At 47.8% G+C, this 19144-nt stretch carries 21 protein-coding genes; 11 read left to right on the top strand and 10 right to left on the bottom strand.

The annotated features are described in order from the left end of the window. Positions 1-186: 186 nt before the first annotated feature. The 6 genes from H9626_RS01975 to H9626_RS01950 all read right to left on the bottom strand — a co-directional run bounded on the left by H9626_RS01975 (position 187) and on the right by H9626_RS01950 (position 7302). Positions 187-1032: an aldo/keto reductase gene (locus tag H9626_RS01975; RefSeq protein ID WP_191709383.1), complete on the bottom strand. Its 846-nt coding sequence runs from the start codon at positions 1030-1032 to the stop codon at positions 187-189. A 168-nt stretch (positions 1033-1200) separates the two neighbouring features. Next, positions 1201-3054, bottom strand: coding sequence for an alpha/beta hydrolase-fold protein (locus H9626_RS14855; RefSeq protein ID WP_225230850.1), 1854 nt, complete (start codon positions 3052-3054; stop codon positions 1201-1203). Between the two features lie 199 nt (positions 3055-3253). Then, complete coding sequence (locus H9626_RS01965; protein WP_191709382.1) at positions 3254-3763, bottom strand: HEAT-like fold family protein; 510 nt, start codon at positions 3761-3763, stop codon at positions 3254-3256. A 146-nt stretch (positions 3764-3909) separates the two neighbouring features. Next, positions 3910-4716 (bottom strand): AraC family transcriptional regulator, encoded by an 807-nt coding sequence (locus H9626_RS01960; RefSeq protein ID WP_178256433.1) that lies wholly within the window; start codon positions 4714-4716, stop codon positions 3910-3912. A gap of 130 nt (positions 4717-4846) precedes the next feature. Continuing rightward, positions 4847-6031 (bottom strand): esterase, encoded by a 1185-nt coding sequence (locus H9626_RS01955; RefSeq protein ID WP_191709381.1) that lies wholly within the window; start codon positions 6029-6031, stop codon positions 4847-4849. Positions 6032-6465: 434 nt separating this feature from the next. Next, positions 6466-7302, bottom strand: coding sequence for an AraC family transcriptional regulator (locus tag H9626_RS01950; RefSeq protein WP_191709380.1), 837 nt, complete (start codon positions 7300-7302; stop codon positions 6466-6468). 95 nt (positions 7303-7397) lie between these two features. Between H9626_RS01950 and H9626_RS01945 the strand changes: the two genes are divergently transcribed. The 8 genes from H9626_RS01945 (at position 7398) to H9626_RS01910 (ending at position 15932) form a co-directional block, all read left to right on the top strand. Further along, positions 7398-8342 (top strand): DMT family transporter, encoded by a 945-nt coding sequence (locus H9626_RS01945; RefSeq protein ID WP_191709379.1) that lies wholly within the window; start codon positions 7398-7400, stop codon positions 8340-8342. 245 nt (positions 8343-8587) lie between these two features. Then, positions 8588-9109, top strand: coding sequence for an aldo/keto reductase (locus tag H9626_RS01940; RefSeq protein WP_191709378.1), 522 nt, complete (start codon positions 8588-8590; stop codon positions 9107-9109). Between the two features lie 429 nt (positions 9110-9538). Next, the gene (locus H9626_RS01935) at positions 9539-10087 is read left to right on the top strand and encodes a flavodoxin (RefSeq protein ID WP_191709377.1); all 549 of its coding nucleotides are present in this window, start codon (positions 9539-9541) and stop codon (positions 10085-10087) included. Between the two features lie 14 nt (positions 10088-10101). Beyond that, positions 10102-10767, top strand: a complete 666-nt coding sequence (locus H9626_RS01930) for a flavodoxin (RefSeq protein WP_191709376.1) — start codon at positions 10102-10104, stop codon at positions 10765-10767. Between the two features lie 172 nt (positions 10768-10939). Then, positions 10940-12097: an iron-containing alcohol dehydrogenase gene (locus tag H9626_RS01925; RefSeq protein ID WP_191709375.1), complete on the top strand. Its 1158-nt coding sequence runs from the start codon at positions 10940-10942 to the stop codon at positions 12095-12097. Positions 12098-12269: 172 nt separating this feature from the next. Beyond that, positions 12270-12989, top strand: coding sequence for a dihydrofolate reductase family protein (locus H9626_RS01920; RefSeq protein WP_191709374.1), 720 nt, complete (start codon positions 12270-12272; stop codon positions 12987-12989). A gap of 187 nt (positions 12990-13176) precedes the next feature. Continuing rightward, the gene (locus tag H9626_RS01915) at positions 13177-14574 is read left to right on the top strand and encodes an aldo/keto reductase (protein ID WP_191709373.1); all 1398 of its coding nucleotides are present in this window, start codon (positions 13177-13179) and stop codon (positions 14572-14574) included. A 104-nt stretch (positions 14575-14678) separates the two neighbouring features. Further along, positions 14679-15932, top strand: a complete 1254-nt coding sequence (locus H9626_RS01910; RefSeq protein WP_191709372.1) for a carboxypeptidase-like regulatory domain-containing protein — start codon at positions 14679-14681, stop codon at positions 15930-15932. 26 nt (positions 15933-15958) lie between these two features. On the opposite strand, the gene H9626_RS14850 is transcribed toward H9626_RS01910, so the two are convergent. The 4 genes from H9626_RS14850 to H9626_RS01895 are packed head-to-tail and all read right to left on the bottom strand — an operon-like array spanning position 15959 to position 17586. Continuing rightward, positions 15959-16552 carry a sensor histidine kinase gene (locus tag H9626_RS14850; protein ID WP_225230849.1) on the bottom strand — a complete coding sequence of 198 codons (594 nt, stop codon included), beginning with the start codon at positions 16550-16552 and terminating at the stop codon, positions 15959-15961. Beyond that, the gene (locus tag H9626_RS14845; protein WP_225230848.1) at positions 16488-17003 is read right to left on the bottom strand and encodes a sensor histidine kinase family protein; all 516 of its coding nucleotides are present in this window, start codon (positions 17001-17003) and stop codon (positions 16488-16490) included. Before H9626_RS14845 ends, H9626_RS14850 begins: the two co-directional genes overlap by 65 nt. Continuing rightward, positions 17000-17173, bottom strand: coding sequence for a helix-turn-helix domain-containing protein (locus H9626_RS14840; protein WP_225230847.1), 174 nt, complete (start codon positions 17171-17173; stop codon positions 17000-17002). The genes H9626_RS14845 and H9626_RS14840 overlap by 4 nt, the downstream gene beginning before the upstream one ends. Beyond that, positions 17170-17586: an EamA family transporter gene (locus tag H9626_RS01895; RefSeq protein ID WP_191709371.1), complete on the bottom strand. Its 417-nt coding sequence runs from the start codon at positions 17584-17586 to the stop codon at positions 17170-17172. The genes H9626_RS14840 and H9626_RS01895 overlap by 4 nt, the downstream gene beginning before the upstream one ends. A 338-nt stretch (positions 17587-17924) precedes the next feature. Between H9626_RS01895 and H9626_RS01890 the strand changes: the two genes are divergently transcribed. Genes H9626_RS01890 through bamJ form a run of 3 tightly spaced genes read left to right on the top strand, consistent with a single transcriptional unit; the run spans position 17925 to position 19036 of the window. Beyond that, a complete protein-coding gene (locus H9626_RS01890) occupies positions 17925-18302 on the top strand; it encodes a YccF domain-containing protein (RefSeq protein WP_191709370.1) in 378 nt (125 codons plus the stop codon). 31 nt (positions 18303-18333) lie between these two features. Further along, positions 18334-18633, top strand: a complete 300-nt coding sequence (locus tag H9626_RS01885) for a hypothetical protein (RefSeq protein ID WP_191709369.1) — start codon at positions 18334-18336, stop codon at positions 18631-18633. A gap of 4 nt (positions 18634-18637) precedes the next feature. Further along, positions 18638-19036 carry a BamJ family beta-barrel-assembly machinery protein gene (bamJ, locus tag H9626_RS01880; protein WP_178255957.1) on the top strand — a complete coding sequence of 133 codons (399 nt, stop codon included), beginning with the start codon at positions 18638-18640 and terminating at the stop codon, positions 19034-19036. Positions 19037-19144: the final 108 nt, after the last annotated feature.

The raw sequence follows: 19144 nt of genomic DNA, 5'->3' as shown, positions 1-19144 counted from the left end.
GCTTTCGTTACCCAACCGTCGCTACTTACAAGTTTCAACTGACGTTCTTATTTTCTTCTACCATTTACATTGAAATACTTGCGTGGTACACGGTAAGCGTATAAAAGACAAGTGATTAAAACAACAACGGGAAACATGCTGTTGCAATGTTTCCCGTCGTTGTTTAATGTATAGCTCTACCCTATTTTACCCGTAGGTCTCAATCAGGAACTTCACAAACTGCGGGTCGCCGAAGTTCACCGTTCCCGCATCGTGACAGTTGAGTGTGGCAATACGTTTCATTTCCTCATCGGTCAGCGTAAAGTCGAAGATGTCCAGATTCTGCCGCATACGCTCCACATGCGTGCTCTTAGGGATGGCGACGATGCCCCGCTGCGTGAGCCAGCGCAGTGCCACCTGTGCAGCCGTCTTCCCGTAGCCCTCACCAATGGAAGCAAGCAGTTCATTCTTTACCACGCCTTCGGCACCCTCACCACCAAGCGGTCCCCATGCCATCATCTTCGTGTCGTGTTCCGCAAGAAGCGGCTCGATACCCTGTTGCTGGACGAGCGGATTACATTGCAACTGGTTCACCATCGGTTTAACGTCTACATAATGAGCGAAGTCGTAGAAACGTCCTGCCTGAAAATTGCTTACACCGATGGCACGCACCTTGCCTGCGCGGTAGGCCTTCTCCATCGCCCTCCATGAGCCGAACACATCGCCGTATGCCTGATGGATAAGCAGCAGATCGATATAGTCGGTCTTCAGCTTACGCAGGCTCTCGTCGATGCTTGCTGCCGCTCTCTCCTCGCCTGCATTCGAAATCCATACTTTCGTAACAAGAAAAAGATCCTGTCGGGGAATCCCGCTCTTACTGATGGCATTTCCCACACCTTCCTCGTTGAAGTAAGCCTGCGCCGTATCAATCAGGCGATAATCCACGTTCAGCGCATCGCTGACGCACTGTTCACATTCCTGCGGAGCTACCTTGAACACTCCGTAACCCAATAACGGCATTTCCACGCCGTTGCTCAGTTTGATTGTTTCCATATTATCTTCGTTTAATCGGTTTTCTATATTTACAAAAATACGACGGAATGGCGAAGCTGTCTGTACACAGATTACAGACAGTCATACCTTTTTTACGGATTGTCCGAATTGCGGACGATACTTATCGTAACGGATTGGCTTTGTACGAGATAATAACATATTTTTCTGCTATCGATTTTCTTCCCAAAAGCGGACAGCATCCGTCAGCCATCCTTCGGCAACCGTGCCCGTGCCTAACCCGAAACCGTGAGGAAGCCCGTTGTAGGCATGAAATTCGGTCGGGATACCGATGCCGGAAAGACCTTGCAGCCGCCGTTGCATGGTGCGCCATGAGGCAATGCCGTCGTTCGTACCGACACAGGCGTACGTTGCCGCGTCTTGCGAACTAACCATGCTATAACCCGTATATTGCATGATGACAGCCGAGGCTTGCGGAATATCCGTGCGTCCGGTGAGTTCTTGCAAGTAATCCTCATTGCCGAGCACAGCCGCCATGCGTGCTCCTGCCGAACCGCCCCAAAGGGAATAGCCGGAAGCGCTTACGCCCAATTCATCGGCATGGTCATAAATATAAGTGATGGCGCGGGCAAGGTCTTCGTAGGCATAGTCCGGACGGTAAATAAGCGCAAAAGCATTGTACCCAAGTTTGGACAGTTCAAGAGCATGGGGAAAGCTGTCGTGCATGGCTCCGACATACGCGAATGCACCACCGGCATTGCAGACAGCAAAGGGCGCACCCGGATTTCCCCGGAAAAAGAACAGTCCCGTATTGCGCTTCTGCGGGTCGTCCTGCTTCTCGGCCTCCGTATAAATGTCAAGAAATACGCTGCCGGCATGTGCCTTCAGGTAATTGCAGATTTCAACGGTCTTGTCCGGGTCTATGTAGTTATACCACACCAAGCGCAACTGTTCCAAAGTCTCGCCGCTCCAATAGCCCTCGTCTACGGGGAAAATCAGCCGTCCCCAATTACCGAAAGCCGGGTCATTCATAACATCACTGATGCGGGTGGTGCGGGTGAAAGATTGCCCCGCTTCAGGCGGAAAGAAAAACGGCAGAGCATTATATACAAACTCCACGACGGAATTGTAATCGTGTTGCCCTCCCTCTCGCTGGTGGTAAGAAAAGTTATGGGGAGTAAACACATCGGTCAGCTGCATACATGCCATCGCCTGATTATGGGTCTGATAAAAGCGTGCATCCTGTGTCCCCACGGCGTGCCATACGTGAAAACCGTTATCCGTTCCGTAAGGCGATGCCTGAACTACCGAAGTAAGAAACTGAGCCGTCTGCTCCGGCACCGTCTGTCCGCCAAAAGTCGAAACGTGCCAACTGTCACCACTCATCGGCAGGAAAAAGCGTTGCAAGTCGAAACAATGTTCAAAGATATACCATGTCGTCACACTGCCCAACGAGAATCCACCGAAAGCCCGGTGGTCACGCGATGCCACGATACCTGCCCGGTCAGTCGTTTCAGCGTATGTCGAGAAGCGGCTTTCAACGGCAGGAATCAGGTCATTCTCATATTCATTATGGAACACAGCGATTTCTTCACACGATTCACCCCAATCTTTTGCCCGGTTGTCTTTGTCCCACGTGGGCGACACCACGATGACAGGCTTGCAATCTCCTTGCTGAATCATCCAGTCCAAAATGTTCTTCTGTGCGCCGCCCAATGTTTCAAATGTTTCCTCTACCGTTCCCGTCCATCCGTGCATCAGGTAGACCACATCATATTGCCGGCTCTCGTCATATCCGTAAGGCAGATAGACATAGGCAGGCTTCCGCGTGGCAGGACGGTCATCGCGGGTATAATCTTTCGATTCATATTCGATTCTTACTACCTGCCCCTGCTCTGTTGCCTCCGAAAAGTATTGATTGGGAACAGGATGGGTCATCTGAATCTGAAAACTGTCAGTATTGGTTGTTCCGTTTCCATTCATATCAGTAGGGATTTCCATTTTTTCCGTACAAGACCATAGTCCTGTCATCATAGCAGCCATTATGATTGCAATGTAGGTCATTCTTCTCATCATTTCATTACTTATACGGCTGCAAAGTTCAGCATAATTCTTGTGCCGACTATTACACTAATTACTGCAAGTACCTACATTTTTGCGGTTTGTTATACAAAACGGATGCGCTTCACATATTCACAGATTCTTGTTCTAATCACAATTCTCCCAATACGATAGTCTCACATTTTACATGAATGTTCTTTATTCACGCTTGAATTATTTTTAAGGCATTCCTCTTTGCAGCTGCTATGCTTGGAGATGAATCTTGTGGCATCATATCTAAACACAATATAAGTTCTTTGCATAATTCAGGATAAGGTTTACACATTTTTGCTGCAAGTTTAATCATCATAGAACGTGAACTGTTGCTTTCTTTGAGGTCAGCCAGATGTATAAGGCAGTAATCCAATAATTTACCGTTTGGCTCGTTTATTGGCAAGTCTGCGAGAATAGACAATACCAATCCACGACGAATACAGAGCTTTGTGGATATTGCAATGTCAACCAACTCTCCATAGTGTGGAAGAAGATAAATTTCTTTGTCCTCTTTAGAAAGGTGAGACAGCACCCATGCTGCATTATGAGCTACATACGGACTGTTCGTTTGCTTCATTTGAGCAAACATTGCCTCGATGCCGCATTCATCGTGATGGAGATTGCCGGCTAATGCCATAACTTGCGGTTTTGAAAGTCTAAATTCCAAAGATGATTTCATTAGAAGCGTGGTTTAGTCAATCAATTCAGATTTACAATACATAACAACTATTTTTATACAAAACGCAGAAACTCTTCACATATTCACAGATTCTATTATCGCTCTCATGGAAACCTTACCAATCTTTCTTACCCCAAAAAAGCATATCATCCCCTATACTCCGTCGGGCTTACTCCCAAATGCTGCTGTACGTAACGGCTGAAATAGGCCGGCGATGAAAATCCGAACATATCGGAGATACGGACGAAGGTCAGGGATTTATCGCGGAGCAGGCGGGAGATGTCGAGAACCGTATAACGGTTTATCCAGTAGTTGGCGGCGTAACCGCTTATCTTCCGGGAGACTTCAGACAGGTATTTCGAAGTTACGCACAACTTATCGGCGTACCAGTTCACTTCGCGGTGTTCGCGGTACGTCCCGTTCTCCAACATATTAAGGAAGCGGCTCATGATGGCAGCATTTTGAAGCGGGATGTTGTCAACCCCATAAAGATGGGAATGAAAATCGAAAAAATCAATTATCAACAGCTGTACGGAAGCTATCAGCAAGTCCCTTCGGAAATGATGGCCGGTCTGTGCCAACCGAAATTCCACCATCTCGAAATCCTTGCGGCACAACTCGCGTTGTTCGGCATTCAGTTTCATGATGGGATTGAGGAACAGGGCAAGCTGACCCTTCATGCCATAGTTGCTGAGCGGCGTGGAGAGTACGACAAATTCAGAAGTTACGTATATCACCTTTACCCGGAAGTCTTCCGCCGGACGGATGTGTTCCACCAACTTTCCCTTACGGACAATCATCAGATCGCCGGCTTGCAGCTCGCGTTCCTCTCCGTTGTATCTCAGTCTGCAACTGCCTGCCAGACAAAGGGCATGTGCCAGATAATTGCTGTAAGCATCCGTACCCAGTCCGTCAAGGGTGTCTTTTATGATAATATTTTCTGTTTCTGCCATACCTTCATTTTCCTCTGTTCCAAAGATACATATTTCAAGCCGAAACTTCATGTAGAATTTCCCGAAATATATAGTATCTTTCTTTCCCCCGTATCTGTTTCTTGGCAGATACGGAGAAAACAGAATGATATCATTTGAACAAGCGCTGCACAAAGGTAGTCAGATAGATACGCCAGTTACGCCAGATGTGTCCTCCATCACTTTCTGTGTATTCGTAATGATAATTCAGACTATCTAATTTGCTGCGGAAAGCGGCATTGTCCTTGTACAAGAAATCGGTACGCCCTATCCCTATCCAATAAAGTTGCGGAGGAGTGCTGAACTGACGGTTGAGGTTTTCGTAAAATTTGGTGTACACCGGGCTATCGTTGTCGGTATGGATGGCAGCAGAGAAAAGCCCCACGTAGTCGAATGTGTCGGGATAGAGTGCCGAGATGTGCATGGCATGGAAACCACCCATCGACAAGCCTGCAATGGCACGGTGAGCTTTGTCAGCCTGCGTCCGATAATGACTTTCCACATAGCTTACCACGTCGGTAAAAGCCTGCTCAAAACGGCCGTCCATCATACCGGGTACAAACAGTGCAGGTTTCTTCATGCTGTTCGGCGCTTCTCCCGGTGCAGCCTGCTGCGAAGCATTGCCATTGGTCATCACTACAATCATCGGTTCGGCTTTACCTTGAGCGATAAGATTATCCAATATCTGAGCGGCACGCCCCAGTTCGCTCCAAGCATTCTCATCGCCTCCGGCTCCATGTAACAGATAAAGAACAGGATAGCTCCGCTCGCTGTCTTCATAGCCGGCAGGAGTATAAACGGTCATGCGGCGGTCCATGTTCATAGTCAGACTGGGATACCATACCTTAGCCACATTGCCATGAGGAACCTCCTGCACGGAGTAAAGGTCGCCCGGCTGTCCGCTCATCAGGAAAATATTGCTTACCGAAGCCACGTCTCTTACCTGATAAACGTTATTCGGGTCTGTAATCCGCAAGCCATCATTTAAGAAAGTATAAGAATAAAGTTCCGAAACGAGCGGTGGAGTCGTATATTCCCACACCCCGTTGCTGTTCTTTGTCATCACAGCCTTACCAGCCGATTCGGTCTCGCCTACCGGAGTTGATACCATCGTCGGAGAAAGGAAATCGCCTTCTACCTCCATTTTTTCCGCCGCAGGTGCATAGATACGGAAAGTCACCGTACGGTTTTCGTTTATCACCGGCGAGATGATGCCGTCTGCACTCCATAACGCCTGCTGCCCCATACTGTTGACTGCCATCAGCCAACCCACTGTCATTACAATAAATCGTTTCATATTCATTCGTTTGTTACAAATCTTTATCCTTGAGCAAAGTTATCGGCATAAAGGTAGAAAATTTTCCGATTCGCTCAACCCTAATTCCATATATCTTATGCAACATAACCGACGATATGTCTCCAAAAACGCTACCGCAAGCGTATACCAACACATGCGGATGCGTTGACCATTTCTACCGCAAGCGTTGGCATACACTTGCGGTAGAATTTTTTTCGGACTTATTGTCTGTAAAATGGGTGCATCGTTCTGTAATTTGTCGTCCCTTAAAAAGTATATTCCAGCGAAACAAATTTAAAGCATATAAAATGAAAAGATTTTACAAATGATTCCAGTCCGCACTGCTCAGATATGTCCGTAAGCTATCCCGCAACGCCGCTGTGTGTTGCGGGATACAAATACAAGCCTCAACGGTGATACAAATACCGGTTCATTCACCGTATGTTCTGATTTATCTTCTTTTTATACTCAAGGGGCGTAACTCCCGTTATCCGCTTAAACGTATGCGTCAAATGGCTCTCGTCTACAAAGCCCGTTCGCGCTACAATCTCATTGACGCGCAAATCCGTATAGTTCAACAGCTCTTCTACCACCTTTATCCGGCATTTCAGGATATATCTCTTCAAACTTTCTCCCGTACGCGCTTTAAAGAATTTCCCGATGTAAGTTTCAGCCGTATTAAACCGCTGGCTCAAGGTTTTCGCCGTAAGTAGCTCCGGATTATCCAAATGCAGTTCGATGTATTGCAGCATTAACATCAGCTTGTCGCTCTCCGCTACCGGACGTGGCGCATCGCCCAACAGATGTCTGAGGTTACGCACGCAAATCAGCAAGATACTGTTAATCCAACATGCCGCTATCCGAGACGTATCGGAAGAAGGCGAAAGATACTCGGAGCGGATGCACGCCATGAGCATGGAAATACGTTCGCTGTCCGTCCGGGCGATGAGCGCAGTCAGATCGGTAGGCACCGGAAGCGAAAAGAGCTCCTTCTCTACCGCCCCAAGCACACGGTCGACATACGCATCGGTCAGCCCGATATAAACTATGTCGCACATCTCCGCCAGCCGGTAAGTATGATTCGTATACGGTTTTATAAAGAAGAAAGACCCTGAACGGAAAGAGAATCGCTGACTTTCCGACACAAACTCTCCACTCCCCGAAACTATGTAACAAAGTTCGAAGAACGAATGCTGGTGCTCCGGCAGAGGAAACCGGTCGTATCGGCGCACCTTGACCTCGAAAGGCAGGAAGATATTTTCTTTTTTCATGTCGCAAATATACAAAAGATAGGATAATTCTTACAATCATCCGCTTTCGTTTCTCTGTACCTTTGCGCCGTTTTACAAATACAGACATTAAGAATATGGAAAGAAACGAATTGAAAGGTCATGGCTCTATGTTTGCCGCCAATTTCATGTGGGGACTGATGTCTCCCGTTGTGAAGTTTATCTTTTTAAGCAGCGTCATCACTCCTACATTGTTAGTCGACATCCGCCTGCTGGGAGCTGCCGCCCTGTTTTGGATAGCCTCACTTTTCACCAAGCCCGAACACGTACCCCATCAGGATTTGCTCAAACTGTTTTTCGCCGCTTTGCTGGGCATTGTGTTCAATCAAGGCGTATACACCATCGGACTGGGCATGACTTCACCGGTAGATGCCTCCATCATTTCTACCAGCACCCCCATCTTTACCATGATAATAGCCGCTTTCTACCTGAAAGAACCGGTTACGGCGAAGAAAGTATTGGGCATTTTCATGGGAGCCATCGGCGCTTTTCTGCTTATTATGAGCAATGGAGATTCCGCTTCCACGCAGGACGGCAATATATGGGGAGACATTATCTGCATCATTGCTGAGGTTTGTTTTGCCTCTTACCTTGTGTTCTTTAAAGACCTCATAAGCCGTTATTCTGCCATTACTTTGATGAAGTGGATGTTTACTTATTCGGTTATCTGCATCATCCCGTTCTCTTACACCGATTTGGTGGCGGTAGACTGGGCATCGCTGGATGCGGACTTGATACTTGCTCTTTCGTTTCTGGTATTCGGGGCTACGTTTTTCTGTTACCTGCTGTCGCCTATCGGTCAGAAGCATCTGCGCCCTACCGTGGTCAGCATGTACTGTTACGTACAGCCTATCGTAGCCACCTGTATCGTGGTTTTCTACTGGGGCACTTCATCGTTTAACCTGATTAAAATCGCCGCGATAGTGCTTGTTTTCCTCGGTGTATATATGGTAACACGAAGCCGTAGCCGCGCCGAAATGGAAGCATTCGAAGCAAAAAAGAAAGAAACAGCAGCAGTATAAAACAATTTCTCATATTCCTTTTCGTCGAAATTGGTGCATCAATCTGTAATCCGTGTATGGATGGATAAACGCAGGCAGCGTAACTTTGCGGTGTGATATCAAAACAATATCTGTGGCGCCGAGTGTTACATCGTGTGGCAGAACATCGTCAACTCATGGCAACTATGGGCTAAGGGGAAACGGGATGCGGAGACTGCCAAACGGGAGTATTCAACAAGAATCATCAACCAATAAATTATTAGGATATGAGATACAGAAACTTAGGAACCCGCGGACTGCGTGTGTCTGCCGTCGGCTTGGGATGTATGGGGATGAGCCATGCTTACGGCGCACCTGCCAACCGACGTGAAATGACCGGACTGGTGGCTTTCTCGCCGCTTGCCAACGGATTGCTGTCCGACCGCTATACGCCGGCGTCCTGCTTCGATGCCGAAACCGATTATCGTGCCACGATGCCCCAATTCCGCCCGGAGAGTTACGAGCGAAACCGCGAATTGTTGGAACTGATTCGCCGTATAGCCGAAGATAAGAACGCCACGCCTGCCCAAATTTCCCTTGCGTGGATGCTCTGCAAAAAACCGTGGATAGTGCCCATCCCCGGTACGCGGAAAGCCGACCGGCTGAAAGAGAATGCCGAGGCAACAGATGTGATGCTGACCGATGAGGAAGTGGAGGCAATAGACCGCGCTTTAGACGTAATGCCGATGTCTGATGTCTTCGGAGGAACCAAACCTAACGCACAAAAACAACAGACTCCCACAAAATAAAACTCTTTGATTCTTTTCATGTTTCATAAGTCCAATCTCGAAATCCATAAATTCCATGCTGGTTTTTATCGTTTCAGATTGGACTTTTTTGTTGAAATAATTCAATCCGACAATAAAGTTGCTGCAACCTTTTTACGGCTTTGCCCAGAGCTTGGGGAAACACTAACGGTAGAACCGATGGTTTCTATGGGTAGAAACGGTCAACACATCCGCATGGAATGGGTAACGCTAACGGTAGCGTTTTTCAGGACATAACGGCGGCGAATTTCGCTTCCTGTTTTCATCGGGTAATTGAGCCGTATATCGTTGATATTGGTGTACTAATCTGTAATTTGTGTATGGACAGACAGATGTTTCCGGCGTAACTTTGTATCAGAAACAATAACGCGAACCAAGTCTGAATTTACAGATTACACTTAAATACATAAAATGATGAAACTTAAATTATTTTTACTGACTGTGCTGACGGCTTTCGGGATAAGTTGTTACGCACAAAACAATGAAAAAGCAAACCGTATCCTCATCGCTTATTTCAGTTGGAGCGGCAATATGGAACACGTGGCGAAATACATCGCCGAACAAACAGGCGGAACGCTTTTCCGCATCGAACCCGTAAAGCCTTATCCCACGGAATACACACCGTGTACGGAGGTGGCAAAGGCTGAAAAAGAGCGGAATGACCGTCCTGCTATCAAGAATAAGGTAACAGACTGGGACAGCTACGACACGGTGTTCATCGGTTGCCCCGTATGGTGGTGGACGGCTCCGATGATTATCAATACCTTTGCCGAGAGCTACGACTTCAAGGGAAAAACCGTAGTCCCGTTCTGCACGTATGCTTCTACTTACCGCGACGAGACGCTGGCACGCATCGCAGAACTGACGCCTGACGCCAACCATCTGAAAGGATTCGGCGCAGTAGACCGCAACACGGACGGTATAACCGAATGGTTGAAGGAAATCAAAGTAATCAAATAAGGGAGGACGGAGAGATGAAAACCTATATACTTCCGCTCGCGCTACTGTGTGCGTCGCTTTCTTTGACGCCTTGCGGCGACGATGAGAACAATACCATTAACACTCCCACCGAGGATGTGGTTCCCGGAACAAACCACCGCATCCTGATAGCTTACTTTTCAGAACCGCTGCCCGACAACGGTGTGGATGCCGCTTCGTCTGCCAGTCGGCTTATTGTGAACGGCGACCTTTGCGGCAGCGTAGAATACATGGCTACCGTGATAGGCGAAGCAACGGGCGGCGACAGGGTACGCATCCAGACGGCAACGCCTTATCCGGAAGAATACGCAGCTCTGGCAGACCAAGCCAATGAAGAACGGCTGAACGGTACACACCCCGCCCTCGCCACAAACATAGAGAACTTTGACGATTACGATGTAATCTTCGTGGGCTATCCTATCTGGTGGTATCAGATGCCGATGGCAATGTATTCGTTCTTCGATGCTTACGATTTTACGGGTAAAACCATCATCCCGTTTTCATCGCATGGCGGCAGCGGATGGTCGGGTACAGTAGACGATATAGCAGAGATGGAACCACAAGCCACAATGGTAAACGGTTACAGCATACCAAGAAACAGTGTTGCCGAATCGGCAGACGGCATACGCAGCTGGTTGCGTGAGATCGGGATTATCGAATAATCCCACGGTCTGCGGATAAGAGAGAGGTTCCCCGCCACGGTTTAGCGTGACGGGGATTTTTTGTATCGTTAATATAGGTATATCAATCTGTAATTTGTATAGGAGCAGACCGCCTCATCTGCCGTAACTTTGTAATAAAAACAGATAACCATTTAACTATAAAGATACAACTATGGATAGATTTACTTACCAATACCCCGTGCGCCAACATTTTGGCAAAGGGTGCGCCGAGAGCGCCATCAAAGAAGAAATGAACCGTATTGCAGGTAATAATGTACTACTTGCCTACGGGGGCGGCTCACTGAAACGCACGGGAATGTATGACAAAATCGTCGGTTGGCTACACGAGTGCGGCAAGACGGTGACTGACTTCGGCGGCATCATGCCCAACCCTACTTATGCAAAGGTGCAGGAAGGCGCAAAGATGGTTCGTGAGCAGGGCATCGACTTCATCCTCGCAGTGGGTGGAGGGTCGGTCATCGACTGCTGCAAAATCGTATCGGCACAGGCAAAACTGGATGAAGATATTTGGGAGATGCAGTATGCCAAGCATCAATATCCTACGGAGTTCGTGCCGATGGGAGCCGTGGTAACAGCATCGGGAACGGGAGCCGAGCAGAACAACGGTGCGGTTATCACTCACGAAGAAAAGAAACTGAAGCAACCGCTGTTGGGGGCTTACCATACGTTTGCCGTGCTTGACAGCGACCTGACCCGCACGCTTCCGATGAAGCAGGTCATCAGCGGCGCATTCGACACCCTGAGCCACTGCATGGAGACCTACATGGGACGTCCGCAGGCAACGAACCTTTCCGATGAAATCAACGAGTCAGTCATGCGGAGTGTCATCAAGAACCTGCGTGCCTTGATAGCCAATCCCGATGACGACCTTGCCCGTGGCGAACTGATGTGGGCATCGGCAATGGCAGAAAACGGTTTGCTGAAGTTAGGCAAACAGACAGACTTCCAATGCCACATGTTAGAACATGCCGTAGGAGCTTACACCGATTGCAATCACGGACAGGGGCTTGCCGTTATCCACCCCATACTCTACCGCCACCTTTTGAGCGAAGGGAAAGAAAAACTGGCGCGCATGGCTCAAGAAGTATGGAAGGTAAAAGGAGATACCACAGAACAAACTGCATCGCTCGGCGTAGAGGCGCTCGCAGGCTTTATCCGCGAAATCGGTCTGCCTACCCGCTGGAGCGAAATGGGCATCACGGACGAAACCGTACTGCGCGCCGCTGCCGATACTTGTTTCCTCATGCCGGGATGCTGCAAACAGTTTACGAGAGACGAACTGTATGAAGTGTTGAGGGAAGGAATGTAAGGCTGGCAGGCATACCGCCCAAAGCGTATCGCGGAGAGTCCGACCGCTAAAAGCCGCTCCCGATGAGGCTTATCAGTAAAATGGGTCCTATTATCAGTAATTTATGTATGGTTTTTCTCTTTGATGCGCACTATTTTTGTACACGTAAACTTATGTAAAAATAGGAAGCATTATGTTACCTAAAATCATCTGCCATATCATGTCGTCCGTTGACGGCAGGCTGCTGACCGACCGCTGGACAGACCCTTTCAACGGACAAAGCAAAAGCGAACTGATGGGGGTGTATGCCTCCATCGGCCGCAAACTGAATACCGATGCTTGGATGTTCGGAAAAAATACCTTGTGTGAAGGCTTCTTCCCCAAGCAATTTCACCTGCGAGACACTACCCCGCTCTCTCACCCGAAGCCTTACATCGCCAGCCATACGTCCGACCGCCTTTTTGCGGTTATCGACCCCGATGCCGACATTCTTTACGAATCTTCCACCGTGCGGGGCGACTGCATCGTGACCATCCTGCCCGAAACGGCACCTGCCGATTATCTGGACTATCTTCAGAAGAAAGACATTTCTTACCTCTTTGCCGGAGCAAAAGGTGATGACCTGCGCGCAGCGATGCAGACGTTGGCGGAGGTGTTTGGTGTGGAGTCGCTTTCGCTGCAAGGTGGAGGCATCATCAACGGGGCTTTCTTACATGCCGGACTGATAGACGAACTGAGCCTTGTGGTATATCCGGGCATCGACGGGTCGGCAGCGTCGCCCTCGGTGTTCGAATACATCGGGAAAGAACATTTGCCCGCTCGCGGACAGAGCCTCGAACTGCTGTCGGCAGAAACGGTTCAAGACGGGATTGTATGGCTGAGATACTGCTTCCACAAAGCGGATTTGACATAAAAATTCACCCTTCAAAATGGGCTGAAAAACGCAACCGCTTGCGTTGGGTATTTCTACCGCTTAGACCTCTTAACGCTACCCATAGAATCCATCGGTCCTATGGGTAGCGTTTTCGAGCCTGAAAATAAGCCTCAGAACTACCTCAAACTGGCATTGAAAGTATATAAATTACAAAACAACGGACAAAATGAACAACGAAGATAAGAAAAAGATTTCCCGCCGTGACTTCTTTAAGATTGCGGGCGCGGCAGGCGCCGTTACCACCGGATTGGCAGCCTGCGGAAACAAGCGCACAGACTCATCTGCGGCGACAAACACCGAGGTGCCTACCGATGCCATGACCTACCGCACCCTGACGGGCGACCGTGTGTCATTGTTGGGATACGGCTGTATGCGCTGGCCCATGAAAGATTCGCCGGACGGCAAGGGACAGGTGGTAGACCAAGAAGAGATAAACCGACTGGTGGATTATGCACTGGCGCATGGTGTCAACTATTTCGATACCGCGCCGCCTTACTGTCAAGGGCTGTCGGAAGAGGCTACGGGAATCGCTCTCAGCCGCCATCCGCGCAACTCGTATTACATCGCCACGAAGATGTCGAACCATCGCCTTTACGGGGCAGGGCTTCGAGGAAAAGAGCTGTACGACGCTTCGGTAGAAATGTACCGCAACTCGTTCAAAAGCTTGCGGACGGATTACTTCGACTATTACCTGTTCCACATTTTGGGTACGGGCGCAGGGATGGAAGAAATGCGCGGCAGACTGTACGACTGTGGCATTGCCGACTTCATACTCAAAGAGAAAGAGGCGGGGCGCATCCGCAAATTGGGTTTCTCGTTTCACGGCGATGTGAAGGTATTCGACTACATGTTGCAGGAATCCGGCATCCCGTGGGACTTCGTTCAAATCCAGCTCAATTACCTCGACTGGCGGCACGCTTCGGGGATGAACGTCAATGCCGAATATCTGTACGGCGAATTGGCGAAACGCAACATACCAGCCGTTATCATGGAGCCGCTGTTAGGGGGACGCCTGTCGAAAGTACACGACCATATCGTAACCAAACTGAAACAGCGCGAGCCGGAGCATAGCGTGGCTTCGTGGGCGTTCCGCTTTTCGGGCAGTTTCCCTGATGTACTTACGGTACTGAGCGGAATGACCTACATGGAGCATCTGCAAGACAACCTGCGTACGTATTCGCCTTTGCAGCCTCTCACCGATGAAGAGTTCCGCTTCCTGCAAGAAACAGCCGACCTTATGGCGCAGTATCAAACCATTCCTTGCAACGACTGCAACTACTGTATGCCGTGTCCGTACGGATTGGACATACCCAGCGTGCTGCTCCATTATAATAAATGTATCAACGAAGGACACATGCCCAAAAGTCGTCAGGATGACAACTATCAAGAAGCGAGGCGTGCATTCCTCATCGGTTACGACCGCAGCGTGCCCCGCCTGCGCCAAGCCAGCCACTGCATTGGCTGTGCGCAATGTAATCCGCATTGTCCGCAAGGCATTGACATCCCCAAAGAAATGCAGCGCATTGACCACTTTGTAGAACAACTGAAACAAAACAATCTGTAAAACTCAGAAACTGTTTTGAATTTGTCGCGCGATGATTCGGAATAAGTCTTTGAATCATTTTCGCTTGTATGATGAGAAAAAACAGTTTCTTAAACTAAAGCATCATGAAAACGAATCAATACATTCTCTTCTGCCTGTTTCTGCTTTATCTGACTCCGACAAAGGCGATTGAACCTCCTACGGATGAAAGCAAATATGTTACCATCAACGGGATAGTAAAAGACAAGTCGGACAAAAAAGCCTTATCGTATGCCAACGTCTCCATAGCCGGAAGTACCGAATCTACCGTAACCAATGCCGACGGCGAGTTTACCTTTAAAGTGAAAGAGCCTGTAGATAACATCGCCATCGAAGTGTCACATCTGGGTTATGACAACCAGCACATCCGTCTGAGGAAAGGAGAAGCAGAACTGCCTACCGTATGGCTCACCCCTTCTGCACTGATGCTGGATGAAATAGTAATCAGCGGACGTAATCCGCGCGAACTGGTAGAAGAAGCTATCAGAAAAATTCCGGATAATTACAGCGGAAATAACGACCGGTTGACCGGCTTCTACCGGGAAACGGCACGTAAGCGCAGGCATTACATCAACATAGCCGAAGCCGTTGTAGACCTGCACAAAACGCCTTACACGGAAAATGCCGGACGAGACCGCGTAAAGATACTTAAAGGACGCCGGTTACTCAGTCCGAAACAAAGCGATACGCTGGCTGTAAAACTGTTGGGAGGCCCTACCGCAGCCATTTACTTGGACGTGGTAAAGAATCCCGACCTCCTGCTTAGCAGGGAAATGCTTCCGCTCTATGATTTCCACATCGAAGAAATGACATACATTGACGAACGTCCCCAGTATGTAATCAGTTTCGTACCCAATCGCGAACTGCCATACGCACTGTATTACGGAAAACTGTATATTGATAAAGAACGGCTCTCATTTACACGCGCGGAGTTCAATCTTGACATGAAAGACCGATACAAAGCGACAAAAGCCATTCTTCACCGAAAACCATTCGGGCTGCGTTTCAAACCGGTAGACGTAACTTATCTGGTAGATTATACCGACCACGGCAATAAAACCTATCTGAACTACATACGCAACGAAATCCGGTTCAAGTGCGACTGGCGACGCAGGCTGTTTGCCACTTCTTACGCTGTTGTATCGGAAATGGTAGTAACCGATATTGAACCGTCTGCCACCAACATACCTATTCGCGAAGCATTCGGCAAAGACCAGATACTTTCCGATGATGTGACTCTGTTTTTCGATAAAGACTTTTGGGGTAATTATAACATCATCAAACCGGAAGAGTCATTGGAAAAAGCTGTGGGAAAGTTAAAAAAGATGCACGAAGAATAAAGCCCAAGAATCTGTTTGACAAGAGTTCAGAAATCGACGATGAAACAATGCTCGCCGTGCTTATGCTGATAACTTACCGTCCAGCCATGATATGCGCAAACAGCTTTTACAATAGCAAGCCCCAGCCCGTTTCCTTTCGTTTTCTCCGACGGCCGATAAAAACGGTTGAATATCAGTGTACCGTCTAATGGCAGTTCATCGGAAGTATTTGATATTACAAATTGCTTGCCAACTATTGCAAGGGTGATTTCTCCGCCCGGACGATTATGGCGGACCGCGTTTACTATCAGGTTATTCATCAAACTTTCCAACAGCGTACGGTTTGCGTGGAGTACGGGCGAGCCATGAAACTCTTTATGAAGAACAATGTCTCCCGCCAAACATTCAAGTGAAGGCAATAATTCGTGGAGAAAAGCGGCGAGATTTATCTCTTCCATCTGCCCGTATTGATGATTGTCTATTTTTGCAAGCAAAAGCAAATTACGGTTCAGGCGGGCAAGGCGATTCGAAGTTTCATACAGCCCTTGTATCAACTCCGCCTGCCGTTCAGTCAAGTCAGGTTGCTGAAGCAGCAAGTCGAGTTTGCTTTGAAAAACAGCAAGCGGAGTCTGTAAACTCATGTGAAGCATTTTCTGTAAATTCTTTTTGCATACGGTAGCTGGTCAGATTATTCTGCATCAGTGTCTGCAAGGTGGTGTTCAGACGGGTAAACTCAGACACCGCACTCGCTGGCAGAACGGGCAATATGCCGTTCTCCAAACGAAAGCCCTCCACCCGGTGCAGGGTTTCATCAAAAGGTTTCCATAACCGACGGGAAATAAACCGGACGGCAACAGCCAGTATCAATGCGATGATACCAAACTGTAACATCACACCTTGCATGATGTCTTGTTCCAAATCGAGGGCGGGAATAGGTTGTCCCTGACCCACTGCCTCGATGATGTCTATCATATCTTCGGCGTAATAATGCTTTGTAAGGAAATAAAAAAGCGGGGTGGCAAGCAACAACAATACAGCCATACATCCGGCGAACTGCATCAGCATCATCTGCGACAGACTTCTTCTTTTCATAGCTCTACCCACTTGTATCCGGTTCCATATACATTCTTTACACAGTCGCGCACGCCCGCTTCCGCCAACTTAGCTTTCAGGTTTTTGATGTGTGCGTGTAAACAGGAACTTAAATAAGTCACGATGTTGGCAGACAGTTCACGTTCGTCTTCAATAATCAGTAGTTTCATTTCAGTAACATTAAGATGCTTCCACCTGTTATCAGCAACGCACCCGCCACAACCCGGATGCTGACCGGTTCTTTCAATAACAAGAATGCAAGACAGATAGTTATTACTACACTCAACTTGTCTATCGGGGCTACACGCGACACATCGCCCGTCTGCAAAGCCTTGAAATAAAACAGCCATGACAAGCCCGTTGCAACACCGGACAGAACAAGAAACAGCCACGTGTGGCGGGGAATTTCTTTTATCTCTCCGAGATGCGAACCAAACAAAACGATGCCCCACGTCAACAATAGAATCACCGTGGTGCGAATAGCAGTCGCCAAATCAGAATTAATGTCTTTTACGCCCACTTTAGCAAAAATTGCAGTCAGTGCGGCAAAAAAGGCGGACAACAGTGCATAATATTTCCACATAACCTATTATCTCCTTAGTATACCGATGCAAAATTATCTCATTGCCACAAAAGTACGATAAGATTTTGTAGGAATTTTGAAGAGGTATTATATTACAATATAAGTAACTCGTTTTAAGTATTTTACAATTCATATCAAATGCTTTAAAACGCTTCCCATAGAACCGATGATTTCTATGGGAAGAAATGGTCAACACATCCGCAAGAAACAGTTAACGCTAACGGTAGCGTTTTTCAGGGGATAATAATGCGCCGGAGAAGATGGTTTCTTCCGGAAAAACATGTATTTTCGCAGTTGTTATCATTAAGGGCAAATAAAATCAGAACAAGAATAAAAAAATGAGAATCATCGGCAATTTGTTATGGTGGCTGTTCGGAGGATTGGAAGCCGCCATCGGATATTTCACCGGTAGCTTGGCAGTGGCGTGTACCATTATAGGCATACCGATAGCCTTGCAAACATTCAAAATAGGGCTGCTCTGTCTGTGGCCCTTCGGAGCTGAAGTAAGAAACACGGATTCACCCACAGGATGTATCCGTATTCCGCTCAACCTGTTGTGGATTATTTTCGGCGGACTGTGGGCATGGCTTATGCATCTATTCTTCGGTGTGTTGCTTTTCATCAGCCTCATCGGTATTCCTTTTGCCAAACAGCATTTCAAAATGGCAAGGCTTTCTTTGGCTCCGTTTGGAAAAGACGTATCGCTCAGAATATAAGAAACTGTTTTGAAAAACCATAAATAAATATATGTACCAGAAATTTATCATTAATCAAAACGGAACATTAAAATTCGGACACGTTTATCTGCATAAAGACCTTTTAGGCTTTGGCGAGAAATGCTGTTACGGGGGCGGACTGTGGCTAATCGACGAAAAGCGCAGAGCTGTCCTGCTATACGGACGTTCGTTTGATTTCGGTCCGCCGAATTTCGATGAAGTTCGCCACATCGAATGGTCAGGCATCGGCGGCAAACCAATGCCTCTTTTCTTCCTACCACACTGGCCGGACGAGAATGTATTAATCCCTGTTTACGCAAAAGAATATTAACAAAATGGACAAGAAAGCATACGCACAAGCCAACAAGGAATGGCTTCAACAAAAATCTCGCGAAAAAGATGTAAAACCACTCTCTAAAGGTATATATTATAAAGTGCTCTCGGAAGGAAAAGCCGACGGCAAGCACCCTTCGCCACGCAGCATTGTAACCGTTCACTACACGGGCTGGACGATTGACGGTAAACAATTTGACAGCAGTCGCGGCGAAGTTCCGTTAGCCATTCGTCTTTGCGACCTCATCGAAGGATGGATTATTGCCATGCAACAGATGTGTGTGGGCGACAAATGGGAAGTTTACATCCCGGCAGAAATGGGATACGGAAAAATATCGCAACCGGGAATACCGGGAGGCTCTACACTCATATTCGAAATAGAACTGTTGGGAATAGCATAAAAGAAAACACTACAACACTTTCCACGGTATCACACAGCCTTTTAATCAGTAAAAAAGGTATATTCTTCTGTAATTTGTATAGGAACAGAGATAAACTTGTGCCGTATC

Origin of the sequence: Phocaeicola faecium, assembly GCF_014837055.1 — a bacterium.
Lineage (GTDB): Bacteria > Bacteroidota > Bacteroidia > Bacteroidales > Bacteroidaceae > Phocaeicola > Phocaeicola gallinarum.
Note: the sequence above shows the minus strand (reverse complement) of the source record. Positions and strands in the feature narration are given on the sequence as shown.

Bases quoted from the DNA above. Each gene is read 5' to 3' on its own strand.
- H9626_RS01975 (WP_191709383.1), bottom strand. From the start codon at position 1,032: ATGGAAACAATCAAACTGAGCAACGGCGTGGAAATGCCGTTATTGGGT.
- H9626_RS01915 (WP_191709373.1), top strand. From the start codon at position 13,177: ATGAACAACGAAGATAAGAAAAAGATTTCCCGCCGTGACTTCTTTAAG.
- H9626_RS01955 (WP_191709381.1), bottom strand. From the start codon at position 6,031: ATGAAACGATTTATTGTAATGACAGTGGGTTGGCTGATGGCAGTCAAC.
- H9626_RS01960 (WP_178256433.1), bottom strand. From the start codon at position 4,716: ATGGCAGAAACAGAAAATATTATCATAAAAGACACCCTTGACGGACTG.
- H9626_RS01965 (WP_191709382.1), bottom strand. From the start codon at position 3,763: ATGAAATCATCTTTGGAATTTAGACTTTCAAAACCGCAAGTTATGGCA.
- H9626_RS14845 (WP_225230848.1), bottom strand. From the start codon at position 17,003: ATGAAAAGAAGAAGTCTGTCGCAGATGATGCTGATGCAGTTCGCCGGA.
- H9626_RS01925 (WP_191709375.1), top strand. From the start codon at position 10,940: ATGGATAGATTTACTTACCAATACCCCGTGCGCCAACATTTTGGCAAA.
- H9626_RS01910 (WP_191709372.1), top strand. From the start codon at position 14,679: ATGAAAACGAATCAATACATTCTCTTCTGCCTGTTTCTGCTTTATCTG.
- H9626_RS01945 (WP_191709379.1), top strand. From the start codon at position 7,398: ATGGAAAGAAACGAATTGAAAGGTCATGGCTCTATGTTTGCCGCCAAT.
- H9626_RS14855 (WP_225230850.1), bottom strand. From the start codon at position 3,054: ATGACCTACATTGCAATCATAATGGCTGCTATGATGACAGGACTATGG.
- H9626_RS01890 (WP_191709370.1), top strand. From the start codon at position 17,925: ATGAGAATCATCGGCAATTTGTTATGGTGGCTGTTCGGAGGATTGGAA.
- H9626_RS14850 (WP_225230849.1), bottom strand. From the start codon at position 16,552: ATGAGTTTACAGACTCCGCTTGCTGTTTTTCAAAGCAAACTCGACTTG.
- H9626_RS01950 (WP_191709380.1), bottom strand. From the start codon at position 7,302: ATGAAAAAAGAAAATATCTTCCTGCCTTTCGAGGTCAAGGTGCGCCGA.
- H9626_RS01935 (WP_191709377.1), top strand. From the start codon at position 9,539: ATGATGAAACTTAAATTATTTTTACTGACTGTGCTGACGGCTTTCGGG.
- H9626_RS01940 (WP_191709378.1), top strand. From the start codon at position 8,588: ATGAGATACAGAAACTTAGGAACCCGCGGACTGCGTGTGTCTGCCGTC.
- H9626_RS01930 (WP_191709376.1), top strand. From the start codon at position 10,102: ATGAAAACCTATATACTTCCGCTCGCGCTACTGTGTGCGTCGCTTTCT.
- H9626_RS14840 (WP_225230847.1), bottom strand. From the start codon at position 17,173: ATGAAACTACTGATTATTGAAGACGAACGTGAACTGTCTGCCAACATC.
- H9626_RS01920 (WP_191709374.1), top strand. From the start codon at position 12,270: ATGTTACCTAAAATCATCTGCCATATCATGTCGTCCGTTGACGGCAGG.
- H9626_RS01885 (WP_191709369.1), top strand. From the start codon at position 18,334: ATGTACCAGAAATTTATCATTAATCAAAACGGAACATTAAAATTCGGA.
- bamJ (WP_178255957.1), top strand. From the start codon at position 18,638: ATGGACAAGAAAGCATACGCACAAGCCAACAAGGAATGGCTTCAACAA.
- H9626_RS01895 (WP_191709371.1), bottom strand. From the start codon at position 17,586: ATGTGGAAATATTATGCACTGTTGTCCGCCTTTTTTGCCGCACTGACT.